At 44.9% G+C, this 13,246-nt stretch carries 13 protein-coding genes; all 13 read right to left on the bottom strand.

The features are described from left to right. Positions 1-392: 392 nt before the first annotated feature. A complete protein-coding gene (gene lysS, locus JOC33_RS20090) occupies positions 393-1,877 on the bottom strand; it encodes a lysine--tRNA ligase (RefSeq protein WP_205094570.1) in 1,485 nt (494 codons plus the stop codon). 312 nt (positions 1,878-2,189) lie between these two features. Further along, positions 2,190-2,432 carry a helix-turn-helix domain-containing protein gene (locus JOC33_RS20085; protein WP_205094568.1) on the bottom strand — a complete coding sequence of 81 codons (243 nt, stop codon included), beginning with the start codon at positions 2,430-2,432 and terminating at the stop codon, positions 2,190-2,192. Next, complete coding sequence (gene folK / locus JOC33_RS20080; protein ID WP_205094567.1) at positions 2,402-2,914, bottom strand: 2-amino-4-hydroxy-6-hydroxymethyldihydropteridine diphosphokinase; 513 nt, start codon at positions 2,912-2,914, stop codon at positions 2,402-2,404. Before folK ends, JOC33_RS20085 begins: the two co-directional genes overlap by 31 nt. Further along, positions 2,911-3,276, bottom strand: a complete 366-nt coding sequence (gene folB / locus JOC33_RS20075) for a dihydroneopterin aldolase (protein ID WP_205094565.1) — start codon at positions 3,274-3,276, stop codon at positions 2,911-2,913. Before folB ends, folK begins: the two co-directional genes overlap by 4 nt. A 2-nt stretch (positions 3,277-3,278) precedes the next feature. Next, positions 3,279-4,103 carry a dihydropteroate synthase gene (folP, locus tag JOC33_RS20070; protein ID WP_205094563.1) on the bottom strand — a complete coding sequence of 275 codons (825 nt, stop codon included), beginning with the start codon at positions 4,101-4,103 and terminating at the stop codon, positions 3,279-3,281. Positions 4,104-4,415: 312 nt separating this feature from the next. Continuing rightward, positions 4,416-5,342, bottom strand: a complete 927-nt coding sequence (gene cysK, locus JOC33_RS20065; RefSeq protein ID WP_205094561.1) for a cysteine synthase A — start codon at positions 5,340-5,342, stop codon at positions 4,416-4,418. 131 nt (positions 5,343-5,473) lie between these two features. Continuing rightward, positions 5,474-6,349: an Hsp33 family molecular chaperone HslO gene (hslO, locus tag JOC33_RS20060; protein WP_205094560.1), complete on the bottom strand. Its 876-nt coding sequence runs from the start codon at positions 6,347-6,349 to the stop codon at positions 5,474-5,476. Between the two features lie 7 nt (positions 6,350-6,356). Further along, complete coding sequence (locus JOC33_RS20055) at positions 6,357-7,148, bottom strand: type III pantothenate kinase (protein ID WP_205094558.1); 792 nt, start codon at positions 7,146-7,148, stop codon at positions 6,357-6,359. 218 nt (positions 7,149-7,366) lie between these two features. Continuing rightward, positions 7,367-9,409 (bottom strand): ATP-dependent zinc metalloprotease FtsH, encoded by a 2,043-nt coding sequence (ftsH, locus tag JOC33_RS20050; RefSeq protein WP_205094556.1) that lies wholly within the window; start codon positions 9,407-9,409, stop codon positions 7,367-7,369. Between the two features lie 119 nt (positions 9,410-9,528). Beyond that, positions 9,529-10,065 carry a hypoxanthine phosphoribosyltransferase gene (gene hpt / locus JOC33_RS20045; protein WP_205094554.1) on the bottom strand — a complete coding sequence of 179 codons (537 nt, stop codon included), beginning with the start codon at positions 10,063-10,065 and terminating at the stop codon, positions 9,529-9,531. 11 nt (positions 10,066-10,076) lie between these two features. After that, a complete protein-coding gene (gene tilS / locus JOC33_RS20040) occupies positions 10,077-11,474 on the bottom strand; it encodes a tRNA lysidine(34) synthetase TilS (RefSeq protein ID WP_205094552.1) in 1,398 nt (465 codons plus the stop codon). 80 nt (positions 11,475-11,554) lie between these two features. Further along, entirely contained in the window at positions 11,555-12,514 is a 960-nt protein-coding gene (locus tag JOC33_RS20035; protein WP_205094550.1) for a protein kinase domain-containing protein, read from the bottom strand. Continuing rightward, positions 12,480-13,244: a vWA domain-containing protein gene (locus JOC33_RS20030; protein WP_205094571.1), complete on the bottom strand. Its 765-nt coding sequence runs from the start codon at positions 13,242-13,244 to the stop codon at positions 12,480-12,482. The genes JOC33_RS20035 and JOC33_RS20030 overlap by 35 nt, the downstream gene beginning before the upstream one ends. Between the last annotated feature and the right edge of the window lie 2 nt (positions 13,245-13,246).

Here is a 13,246-nt window from a genome sequence, read left to right as displayed (position 1 = left end):
CACGCCGCCAGCGTTCGTCCTGAGCCAGGATCAAACTCTCCATAAAAGTAAAGTTTGACTTGCTCATTGTGCACTCTTTCGTGCGTTGTTTGATTTCCCCATATAATGAAGAAATCGAATTGACGTACTGGTTGGTTCGTTCAGTTTTCAAAGATCAAATGTTTGTCCGCCACTCAAAATGGCGACTTAATTAATATATCATGTTGCCCAATATAAGTCAACTATTTTTTGCTTCTTTTTTTAAGTGAGTTGGTCGCTTTCTTGGCGCAACGTTTAATAATTTACCATGGTCTCAAGATTAGCGCAAGAGGTAAATTAAATATAATTATATTCTGACTATTCTCCCCCAAAAATAAAGCCCGTTGCTGCATTTGCAGCAACGGGCGGTTCTATTAATCACGACTACGCATTTGCGGGAACAGTAAGACGTCACGGATTGATGGAGAGTTAGTCAGCAGCATAACAAGCCTGTCAATTCCGATTCCCAGTCCCCCTGTTGGAGGCATACCATATTCCAAGGATTCAAGGAAGTCTTCATCCATCATATGAGCCTCATCATTACCTTGTTCTCTTTCTTTGATTTGAGATTCAAAACGCTCCCTTTGATCGATAGGGTCGTTTAACTCAGAAAATGCATTGGCATGTTCGCGGCCAACGATAAACAATTCAAAACGATCTGTAAAACGTTCATCTTCCGGATTCTTTTTCGCCAGTGGGGAAATTTCAATCGGATGCCCATACACGAATGTTGGCTGAATCAATTTTTCCTCCACACGTTGTTCGAAAAATTCATTGACGATGTGGCCATACGTCATTGTATCCTGGATCTCAATACCATGTTCTTTTGCAAGAGATTTCGCTTCTTCATCAGTCATGTCTTTCCAAAAATCGATGCCGGTGTGCTCTTTAACAAGGTCTACCATATGTCTGCGCGTCCAATTAGGCTCTAAATCAACTTCCACTTCTCCATAAGTGACTTTCGTCGTTCCAAGCACTTCTTTGGCTATATGGGCGACTAGGTTTTCTGTCAAATCCATTACATCGTGAAAATCAGCATACGCCTCATAGAGTTCCAGCATGGTAAATTCAGGGTTATGCCTTGTAGACACCCCTTCGTTACGGAAGACACGTCCGATTTCATACACTTTTTCTAATCCACCAACAATCAGACGCTTCAAATGGAGTTCAATTGCGATCCGCATATAGAGCGGAATGTCTAATGCATTATGGTGAGTGGTAAATGGACGTGCGGATGCACCACCTGGGATGCCATGCATCATCGGCGTTTCTACTTCGAGAAATCCTTGGCCATCAAGGTAACGGCGCATAGACTGAATGATCCGGCTGCGAAGGACGAAAGTATCTCTACTGTCTGGGTTAGTAATCAAGTCAAGGTAACGCTGGCGATAACGCTGCTCGACATCTTTCAAACCATGGAATTTCTCTGGTAGAGGACGTAACGATTTAGTCAGCATATAAAATTCATTGGCTTTTACGGACAATTCGCCTACTTTCGTTTTAAACATGACACCTGTAACACCAACGATATCCCCGATGTCAGCAGTTTTGAACAGTTCATAGGCTTCCTCGCCAATGCGGTCCTTCCTTACATAAAGCTGGATTTGGCCACTTAAGTCCTGGATATGGGCAAAACCCGCTTTTCCTTTGCCGCGCTTTGTCATTATCCGTCCTGCAATAGTGGTTTCTGCTTCTTTTTCTTCAAGCTCCTCTTTAGAATAGGAATCGTACGCCTCTTTTAATTCCTGGGCGACGTGAGTACGCTCATATTTATTACCAAAGGGGTCCAAGCCTTTTTCACGGTAAGAATCAAGCTTTTCTCTCCGCACCCGCATGAGGTCATTCAATTCTTCTGTCATTTCCATCACTCCATTCCACGTAAATTTTATATGGATAACTCAGTACCGTACGATTAGAAAAACTTGGCTTGTCGCCAAGTCCTTATGGCGAAAACCTTAGTTTTACTTATACTTTATTCCTTCAACAAAGTTAAACTTTCTTAAAGTAATATAAAAACTGCCAGTTCGTCCCCTGGCAGTATCACAGCTATCGTTTAGTATAGAAAAGACTGCGGGAAGTGTCAACGCGGAGGCGTCAGTACACATCCATGGTGGCTTCAAGGTTATTATGGCACAAGTACCATACGATTGGGAATGGTAACATCTATAATCTTATACATAGAGGTCCTCCCCTTGCTTGTTTTTCTTCTTGGGTGTGGATGTCAATTCATCCAGTGAGACCCCCAGGGTTTTTGCAATCAATTTCAACGTGGCCTGGTCGGGTTCGCGGGAACCACGCTCAATTTCTCCCAGTATAGAGACGGAAATGTCCAGCTTCCTTGAAAATTCCACCTGCGTCATCCCTTTTAGTTTCCGAAAACCTTTTATGCGTCTTCCCCATTGTTTATCTGCCATTTTCTAACTCCTTCTGTCTCATCCTCGGGTAATGTATCTAAAACAGCTTGCACTGTCTTGCTTTTTGTTGGAATTATGGCCCCTGAAGCAATTTCTGCAAGTGGCACCAGGACAAACGCCCGTTCATGCATTGCGGGATGCGGAACAATCAGACGCTCTGTTACAATATTTTCTTGATTATAAAGCAAAATGTCAAGGTCTATCGTACGTGGACCCCATTTTATTTCCCTTTCTCTTCCTAGATTTCGTTCAATTTCCTGGCATACAGATAATAATTCTTCTGCTCCGAGGTCCGTTACAGCCTTAATGACCATGTTCAAAAAATCGCTTTGTTCCTTTAACCCAACAGGAACCGTCTCGTAAACAGCTGACTGTTTGATCACCTGAATATCAGGATGAATCGCCAGCCTTTCAATGGCATTTGCCAGATAATGTGCACGAGGGCTGATGTTGGAACCTAAGGCAATATACACCTCATTCATCTTTTTCTGCTCCTGTAAATTTCTATAGCAACAGATTTATAGTGTCCGGGTATCGGCGGATCCGGTTTGATAACTTTTACGCGGCAGCCGGCAATCTTTGAAAATGCAGTGAGCATGCGCGATGCTATCGTTTCGGCAACAGCCTCCACCAGCTTTTTCGCTTCTCCTTCCACTACGGATTTTGTCACCTGGTAGATTTCACCATAATCGATGGATTCGTTCATATCATCTTTTTCACCTGCAGCAGCAAGATCCACATCAAGTTCTAAATCCACGTAAAATCGCTGGCCTAATTTGTTTTCTTCAGGAAACAAGCCATGATATCCATAAAACTCCATCTGGTTTACATATATTTTGTCCATTTTCATTCTCCTTTTCCTAGCATGGCGTCCATCATTTTCACCATACGGGCGATCGGTTTGACATCATGCACCCTGACAATATGCACCCCTTTTGCCAACCCCATACAAACAGTCGCACCTGTCCCTTCCATCCGGTCTTCCGCCGGCAAATCAAGCACAGACCCAATAAACCTCTTTCTGGAAGTTCCAAGCAAAATAGGATAGCCTAATTGATTAAAAACATCGAGATGACGCATGACCATGAGATTATCCGCTTGTGTCTTGGCAAAACCAACTCCAGGATCGAGGATAATATTTTCTTCCTTCACACCAGCCTGTTTGCCAATAGCGATGCTTTCCTTGAGATCCTCCAGCATGTCCACTAGGAGATTCTCATAATCGTTGTTATCGCGGTTATGCATGATAATAATAGGGACCCCATAATCGGCGGCTACTTTTGCCATATTCTTATCCTTCTTTGCACCCCACACATCATTGATGATATCTGCTCCTGCTTCAATAGCCTGGCGTGCCACTTCCGCTTTGTATGTATCAATCGAAATCGGAATAGAAACATTGGCAGCTACTGCCTCAATAGCCGGAAGGACTCTCTGGAGTTCTTCCTGTTCACCTACTGGGGCATGACCAGGGCGTGTTGATTCTCCCCCGATGTCGATAATATGAGCTCCATCCCTTTCCAACTGAATGGCTTGTTCCACCGCTTTATCTACATCATTATATTTGCCTCCATCTGAAAAAGAATCCGGGGTGACATTAAGAATCCCCATGACAAGCGACTGCTCTGTTAAATTAAATGATGCTTTCTTTGTGTTTAGCCAGTAAGCCATAACCCTTCCCTCATTTCCGTTCAATATACTCATCGTCCATTTTACATGATAAAGGCTCTTGATTCACCCTGGTGTGAATGCAGGATAGAAGTGGAAGCGCCTTTGTCGCCCCCGAACTGCTTAGAACAAGCTTCTGCAAACGTATATGTCCTGTCATCCATTACTTTATTTTCCTCCAATTGGAAAAACTCAGCTTGTCGCCAAGCCTTTATGGCGACAGCCTTCATTTTCCCTTATACTCTAATCCTTTAACAAAGTTAAATTTTCTAAAAGTAAAAAAAACTGCGCCTGTATTAGACGCAGCCTTTTATATCATTCTTCATCAAATTGGTAAAGCGGAGTTGAAAGGTACCTTTCTCCGTTACTAGGAAGAACAGCCAGCACCTTTTTACCTTCGCCAAGCTCCTTCGCAACCTGCTTAGCAGCCTGAATAGCTGCACCGGAGGAAATCCCGCCCAGGATACCGTCCTTGCGAGCCGCTTCTCGAGCTGCTTCATAGGAGGCTTCATTGGAAATTTGAATGACTTCATCATAAATGTCAGTGTCCAGGATTTTTGGCACGAAACCAGCACCAAGTCCCTGAATCTTATGCGGGCCAGGCTCCCCCCCCGAAAGAATGGCGGAATCAGCTGGTTCAACTGCATAGATTTTGATATTTTTGTAATGGTTTTTCAATACTTTCCCCGCACCGGTTATTGTGCCGCCGGTGCCGATGCCTGATACAAATGCATCCAGCTGGTCGCCCATCTGTTCGACGATCTCCGGGCCGGTCGTACGTTCATGAATCTCAGGGTTTGCTTCGTTATTGAATTGCTGGGGCATGAAATATCCATGTTTTTCACGCAGCTCTTCTGACTTTTTAATTGCGCCTTTCATACCGTCGCTCCCAGGGGTGAGTACAAGCTCTGCACCGTAAGCCTTAAGAAGGTTACGGCGTTCCTGACTCATCGTGTCAGGCATGACTAGCACGGTTTTATAGCCCTTGGCAGCTGCAATCATGGCAAGTCCGATTCCTGTATTCCCGCTTGTCGGTTCCACTATTGTTCCGCCAGGCTGCAAATCGCCGCTCTTTTCACCAGATTCAATCATCGATAACGCAATACGGTCTTTTACTGAGCTGCCGGGATTCATATATTCAAGCTTCAAATATATATCCGCACTGCCCTCTTCCGCAAAACCATTTAATTTTACTACGGGGGTTTGTCCTACCAACCCGCTGATGTTTTCCGCTACTCTCATCAACTCAACTCCCTAATTCCTAGTATTTATATAGGATTTATATACAATTTACGCAATTTCATAGGAATTGTCAAACTATTCATTCATATATTCACTTGAAAATTTGGAAGCATGTTGAAAAAAGCTGTTTTCTATTTCCCTGATTTAAGTTCCTGTAAGTCGTTCTCATCGAACTGGTAAGCTTCATTACAGAAATGGCATTTTGCTTCAGCGCCTTTGTCTTCTTCGATCATCGTCTGCAGCTCTTCATCGCCCAGACTGGACAAAGCTACTTCCACTCGTTCCCTAGAACAGCGACAGCGGAATTGGACAGGCATGCGATCCAGTATGTTAAGCTCGCTTTCTCCTAATAAACGGGATAAGATCTCTTCCGGCGTATTCCCTTCCCGGACAAGAGATGAGATCGGCGGCATTTCTGTCAGCTTTTTCTCGATCAGACTGATCGTTTCATCGGTAGCCCCAGGCATCATCTGGATGATGAATCCACCTGCAGCAAGAATCGTATGATCCGGATTGACAAGTACCCCTGCACCGACTGCAGATGGTACTTGCTCGGAATTAGCGAAGTAGTACGTAAAATCCTCGCTCACTTCCCCCGAGACGATCGGAACCTGACCGGTAAAATGATCACGCATACCAAGATCCTTCACGATGCTGAGTGTGCCCTCTGTACCTACTGCACGAGCAACATCCAGCTTTCCCTGGCTATTCAAATCAAAATCTACATGGGGATTTTTAACATAACCGCGAACTTCCCCCCGGGCATTCGCGTCTACGATAACCGCACCAATTGGCCCGTTTCCTTCCAGCTTGACAGTAAGCTTATCTTCACCTTTCAGCATGGCACCCATCATCGCACTGATAGTCAACGAACGGCCGAGTGCAGCAGATGCTGTGGCCCATGTATCCTGTCTTCTCCGCGCTTCTTCTACGGTGTTTGTCGATTGGATGGCATAAGCACGTACCATCCCGTCATATGCTGTTGCCCGGACTAAGTAATCTTCCATGTTCACATCATTCTCCTTTAAAAGCTTTTTTTCCTTTATTCCTCTGGTAAATCCGGTAAAGACCTTTCAATGTCAAAGAAGGATCGACGAAATCGATCACCTCGGATTCATCGGCAATCAAAGTGGCGAGACCGCCTGTAGCAATAACCTTAGGGTTGGTATTGGAGGTCTTTTTCATTCTTCTAACAACCTCATCCACCTGACCGACATACCCAAAAAAGACTCCTGACTGCATGGCTTCCACCGTACTTTGGCCGATAACATTGCCAGGGTTACGAATTTCGATTTTTGGCAGTTTGGCTGCCTTCGCATACAGTGCCTCCATCGAGACGTTAATTCCCGGTGAAATGACTCCACCGACATAATCTTTCTCCTCATCTATATAACAATAGGTGGTCGCGGTCCCGAAATCGATGATAATCAGCGGCCCTTCATGTTCTTCCAGTGCACCGACAGCATTTACAATCCGATCAGCCCCAATTTCATCAGGGTTTGGGTATTTCATACCGAGTCCTTCGTCGAGATTATCTTCGCCGATGACCATTGGTTTTTTGCCAAAGTAATAGCTGGACATGCGTACAAGAGCAAACATGATCGGAGGCACCACCGAAGATATAATTACACCTTCCATATCGGAAAAGGCCAGTCCTTCGTGTTCCAGTAACGATTTGATCAGCATGCCGTATTCATCTTCCGTTTTGTAACGATCGGTTTTTACCCGCCATTGGAATTTCAATTTATCTTTTTCGAAAACACCAAGTACAGTGTTTGTATTCCCTACATCGAGTACGAAAATCATGGTTTTACCTCACTTTACCAATTCATTTACGCTTTCATCATACCAAAAAAAGCTTATTACTGCTTCATCATATATTCTCACGCCTCAGAAAATCAAGACCGACGTCTTAACCAGAAAAACCTGGCTCAGTGGCCACGGTTAACCCAAACTCTCCTTTTTTATTTCCTAGACAACGAAAAAAATCACGCTGCAGTTAACTGCAGCGTGATCTTTACATCCTATTTCCGATCCTGGTCATCGTCCAAGTGATTGGTTGAATCCTGTTTATTGATGTCCTGTGAAGGCTGTTCTTCATGGTCCATCGGTTTGTTTTCTGTCTTGATTTCATCGTTTTTTGATTGGACATTAACACGGACATCGTCTTTTTTCGACTTTTCTTTTTTCCTTGCATCTTCGCGTTCTTTCGCCTGCTCTTCCAGTTCCTCTTGTGTAGGCATACGCCCTTTTTCAAAGAGAGACTTGATAGCTGTCGCATCCAGTGTTTCCACCTCTAACAGTGTAGAAGCGACCAACTCGAGCTTGTCGCGATTTTCTGTAAGGATCGTTTTAGCACGCTCATAACAGTAGTTGATGAAATTCTGAGTTTCTTTATCAATATCATAAGCGATCTGGTCACTGTAGTTCTGCTCGTTCTGGATATCCCGGCCAAGGAATACCTGCCCACCGGAATTCGAACCAAACTGAAGCGGACCTAATTTTTCACTCATACCATATTCTGTAACCATCTTACGGGCAATGCTTGTGGCACGCTGAAAGTCATTATGGGCACCTGTACTGACTTCGCCGAAAATAACTTCCTCAGCGACACGGCCGCCAAGCAGTCCGGTGATTTTGTCAAACAATTCAGGCTTGGTCATAAAGTAACGGTCTTCCCGCGGAAGCATGACCGCATAACCTCCAGCCTGTCCTCTTGGCACGATTGTTACCTTATGCACCATATCTGCATCATCTAACACCATGCCGATGATGGTATGACCGCTTTCATGGTAAGCAACGATGTTACGTTCCTTATCGGAGATGACTCTGCTTTTCTTGGCAGGCCCTGCGATGACACGGTCAATCGCTTCATCTACGTCTTCCATGTCAATCTTGCTTTTATCACCTCTGGCTGCCACAAGTGCTGCTTCATTCAGCAAGTTCTCCAAGTCTGCACCTGAGAAACCAGGTGTACGCATGGCGATGGTCTTCAAGTCGACATCATCACCTAATGGTTTATCTTTAGCATGAACCGCAAGCACTTCTTGTCTCCCTTTAACATCTGGACGGTCAACCGTGATTTGACGGTCGAAACGGCCAGGACGCAGTAACGCCGGGTCAAGAATGTCAGGACGGTTTGTCGCTGCGATGATGATGATTCCTTCATTGACACCGAAACCATCCATCTCGACTAGCAGCTGGTTCAATGTCTGTTCACGCTCATCATGACCGCCGCCAAGACCGGCACCACGCTGGCGGCCGACTGCATCAATTTCATCAATGAAAATGATACAAGGCGCGTTCTTTTTCGCGTTTTCGAATAAGTCGCGGACACGGGATGCACCGACACCGACAAACATTTCGACAAAGTCCGAACCACTGATGGAGAAGAACGGAACTCCTGCTTCCCCTGCTACTGCACGGGCAAGCAAGGTTTTACCTGTACCTGGAGGTCCGACTAACAGGACACCCTTTGGAATACGGGCACCGACTGCAGAGAATTTGCGAGGATCTTTTAAGAAATCGACAACCTCGACAAGCTCCTGTTTCTCTTCATCAGCACCAGCGACATCTTTGAAACGTACCTTTTTCTTTTCTTCGGTGTATTGCTTTGCCTTACTTTTACCAAAGTTCATAACACGGCTTCCACCGCCTTGAGCCTGGTTAAGCAAGAAGAAGAATAAGATGAAAATGATAATGAACGGTATCATTGTAGTCAGGAAAGACACCCACGCGCTCGGCTGTTCCGCCTCTTCCACATTTAGGATGCTTTGCTGAGTTGCTGTTTCTGTTACATTTGAAATGACCTGTTCATTTGCCGGCAGCTTAGCTGTGAAGGTTTCCTTACCTTCTTCGGCATTTTTAAGTGTACCCTTCACCTGGTAAACTCCATTGACAGGCTGAAGCGTCATTTCTTCAATTTGACCATTATTCAATTTATCTGTGAACTCATTTACATTGAATGTTTGCTGGGGCTCACCTTGTCCTCTGAATAGACCGACAACGCCGATTACTACGAGGAAGATAAGTAAATAAAAGATTGTGTTACGAAATATCCGGTTCATTGCCTACCTCCTCCCAATCAACAAAAACTATCTTAAATAGTATCATACTAAAAAGTACCAGCACAACTAATTACCCCTAATCCATTTGTGACGATTTTTTGTTACTATCAAGCCTTCATTCACCCTCCATATACCTCTGGCTTCAGCACGCCTATGTACGGAAGATTGCGATATTTTTCATCGTAATCAAGGCCATAGCCGACAACGAATTCATCCGGAACCTCAAAACCGATGATATCCGCTTTAATATGGGAAGTCCTGCCGGTAGGCTTGTCCAGCAAGGTTACGATCTTGATGGATCTCGCTTTCCGATACTTGAACAAATCGACGAGGTAACTCAGCGTCAAACCGCTGTCGATAATATCTTCGATGATAAGCAGGTCTCTTCCTTCTACTTGTGTATCTAAATCTTTAACTATTTTGACCTCTCCTGTCGATCTCATACCACTGTAACTGGAAACATCCATAAAATCCATTTCCAAATGGGTTTCGACACGCTTTAATAAATCTCCCATAAAAGGCATGGCACCTTTCAGGACACCTATGGCAAGCGGGAATCTGCCATCGTATTCCTCTGTAAGCTGTGCCCCGATTTCCTTACATTTTTCTTGTATCTCTTCTTCGGAAATCAAGGTCTTCTGAATTTCGTTATGCATGTATGCTCCTCCTACATCTCTTCCTTATATTTATAGTGTAATTGAAGCCAGTTTCCCTGGCTATCCTTCTTCCCTATATTGCTTTTTTTCAATCCAGCCAGCCAGAGAATATTACCAGATTGATCAGTCACAATCGGCCAGTCTGCCCGCTGTTCAATAGGTACCTTCTGGTCAATGAAAATATCTTTGATTTTCTTTGAACCGGACATTCCTTTCAGTGTCATGCGGTCACCATCCTGCCTTGTGCGGATGATTAAGGGAAGCTTTACGTGAGTCACATCACAAGCAAACGTATACTGATCCTCTTTCGCATCCCTGCAGGCAGTGGTTTTCGCTGTCAGCTCAGAGCCATTCGGCAGCATGATGGATTCCCCTGGCTGAAGCTCAAAATGATATGGAGAAGATTCATCTTTTTTTCCAAAATAAAAAGAAATCCGTCCGTAATTCCGGTGCAATGACAGGTTGTCTGGAAAATCCAATCGGGCATTTGCCACAACAGGATCCAACATAGCAAAGAATTGCTCTTCATGTATATAGGATAAATCCATAGTTCTTCCATCATAAAGATAGTTTAATATTAGATGAAAGGTTCTCCTTTGTAAAGCTGTGGGGAGCGTTTGGAAATCGACAATGTCAAATGCAGCTTCCGGTCCGGCCGGTTCCAACTGGACGACGGCTTTCAAGGCTTGTTCTGCCTGGGCATTCAAGTAGGAAAGATCCTCTCTTACCCTTTCGCTCATCAGCTGCAGATGCTCACTCAAACGCGGATTTTTTTCTTTTAATAATGGAAGGACATGCAAGCGAAGATAATTTCTTGTATAAGTGTCCTCTTGATTGGAAGGATCCTCTCTCAAACGGATGCCCTTCTTCTTACAGTAAGTGCGAATTTCTTGTTTGGATACGCTTAAAAAGGGCCGGATGATTCTACCGGTCGCAAACGGGCGGGTAATCGGAATTCCTTTTAACGCATCGATATTAGTCCCGCGAATGAGCTGCATGACCATCGTTTCTGCCTGGTCGTCTCCGTGGTGGCCCAGCGCGAGAGCATCTGCCCCAGCCTCTTGCATCATTTCATGAAAAAACTGATAACGCAGCGTGCGGGCGGCTTGCTGGGTTCCTAGCTTATGCTCTTGTTTATAGGAAGCTACATCACATTGGACGCCTTTAAATTCAATATCCCATTCCTCGCAGATGTCAGCTACCAGCTGGAGGTCCTGACGGGATTCTTCCCCCCGTAGCCCATGATCAACGGAGGCCGCTATAATTCTCAAATCCTGTTTTGAACGAATTTCATTAAAGTAATGGAGTAATGCCATGGAATCCGAGCCGCCTGACACGCCAAGAACAATGGTCTGCCCCGGCCTCAGCAGTTGATGTTTTTCAATGAACCTTTTGACGGACTCTTCCATTTATCTGTCACTCCAATTTAAATCAGGCTGAACACCATTATCCTATCATTATTATCGCAGCTCCTGCAAAGATAGTGAAACTATAAAAAAAAGAGCATGTAAATAAGATAAAAAATAATCACGGAAACAAATATTGCCCCTATTTCAAACGTTGCAAAAGAAGTCTTTTTCGTTTTTTTCCTCCGACTGGTTCGTGTGGAGACTGGCATGTTCCTTTTTTTAGGTTCAGGCCGGCGCTGAAGTAAATTCACCAAGTCCTCTCTCATTTCTAACCCATTCTGATAGTTTCCAGCCCATACATTATTTATTAAGGGCGTGAAAGGTTTCAGTGCAGTTGCCTGCTGTAATTTTCTTTCTAATGTCTGACGGGGATCACTGCCCCTTTCAAATCTGCCTCTTCCACCGACTTCTAGCATAATCATGGTCACAGCAAACAAGTCATAGGATGGCTCCGCCTTCCTTGACCCCTTCAGCCAATATCCCCGGTCATAGAATTCCGTGTATTCTTTAATTGCCCGACCTATTTGTGTGGTGCCTCCGACATCAATCAGACGAAGTCTCGGTGGAGGAGAAGTTACGAGTAGATTATCCGTCTTCAAATCTCCGAACACCCAGCCACTTTCATGAAGATTACCCAGATCCATCAGCAGCTGCAGTAATAATACGCCGAGCCATTCACTTCCCTTTCCGTGTAAAAAAGTCGCCAGTTCCTGCCCTTTTACATATTCCATGACATAAAAAGGGAGGGTGATGCCGCCTGGAGTCACCCAGTCATCCACATCTAATAAAGAAGGTCCAAGGCGTTTCCCCTGGACCCTTTGAAAGGATTTAAGTACATTGACTTCCGTCGTGATCCTGGCGCTGTCCGTACCTAATTTCAGGGCAGTCTCTATCCCATTCCTTTCGCATAGGTAAACGACTCCACATGCGCCCTCCCCCAGCTTATGAATCACATGGTATTTCGTCCCGTTCCATTTTCCGCGGATAACGGTAGCCCGTTTTAAATTAGAAACCAGTTTCTTCGTATGGTTCACTTGCATCTTTCATGCTCCCAAACAAGCCTTTTTTGCCGAACTGATATATCGCTTCCTTAATTGCCGGTCCAGTCGGCGTGATACCACCGCTCGCCAACTTTGGAAAAATTTTAGAGATGCCATCCAGGTGCGGCGTCCAGTCCATCAATTTGTGGATCGGAGCCTTTTTATCCGGGAATGAGAAGATGCTGAAGCGGTTGTTCCCAGAACGTGCGTTCAGGCTTAACGACAAATCGAACAAAGCATCTTTCACGGTAGCGAGCTTAGGCGTCATGCTGGCGCTTGTATCGACTAATACAAGCACTTCCAAATCGCAGGTTTCTCCAAGGTCTTCCACCACTTCCATCACTTCGCCTCGTTTGTCAGGAGGCAGCTCTTCAAACGTCTTTTTTTCACCGAGGATCTGTTTCAGTTCCTGGTTCACTACTCCCTGTAACGTTTGAGTCATTGCTTGCTTCGTCACCATTTGCACCGTCTGGGATAGAGCCTGCTGATAGACGATCTGACTGACCCCGCCACCAGACATCGCAATCGCTTCAACCTCTTCTAACCCTTCCGGCTGTTCGCTTTGGTCATCATCTATGATTCCAATGACATTCACGGTGATACCCTGGTTATTAGCGAGCGCCGCAATAGCAACCGGATCTTCACCTTGATTGGAACAGCCATCCGTCAACAATAAGATTTGCTTCAGTGTGCCTTTTTTCATCGATTTACCCCTCCTGTTTGATACCATCA

The sequence above is a fragment of the Thalassobacillus pellis genome (assembly GCF_016908295.1).
GTDB classification, from domain to species: domain Bacteria; phylum Bacillota; class Bacilli; order Bacillales; family Halobacillaceae; genus Thalassobacillus; species Thalassobacillus pellis.
This window is presented reverse-complemented; position numbering and strand designations above follow the sequence as displayed.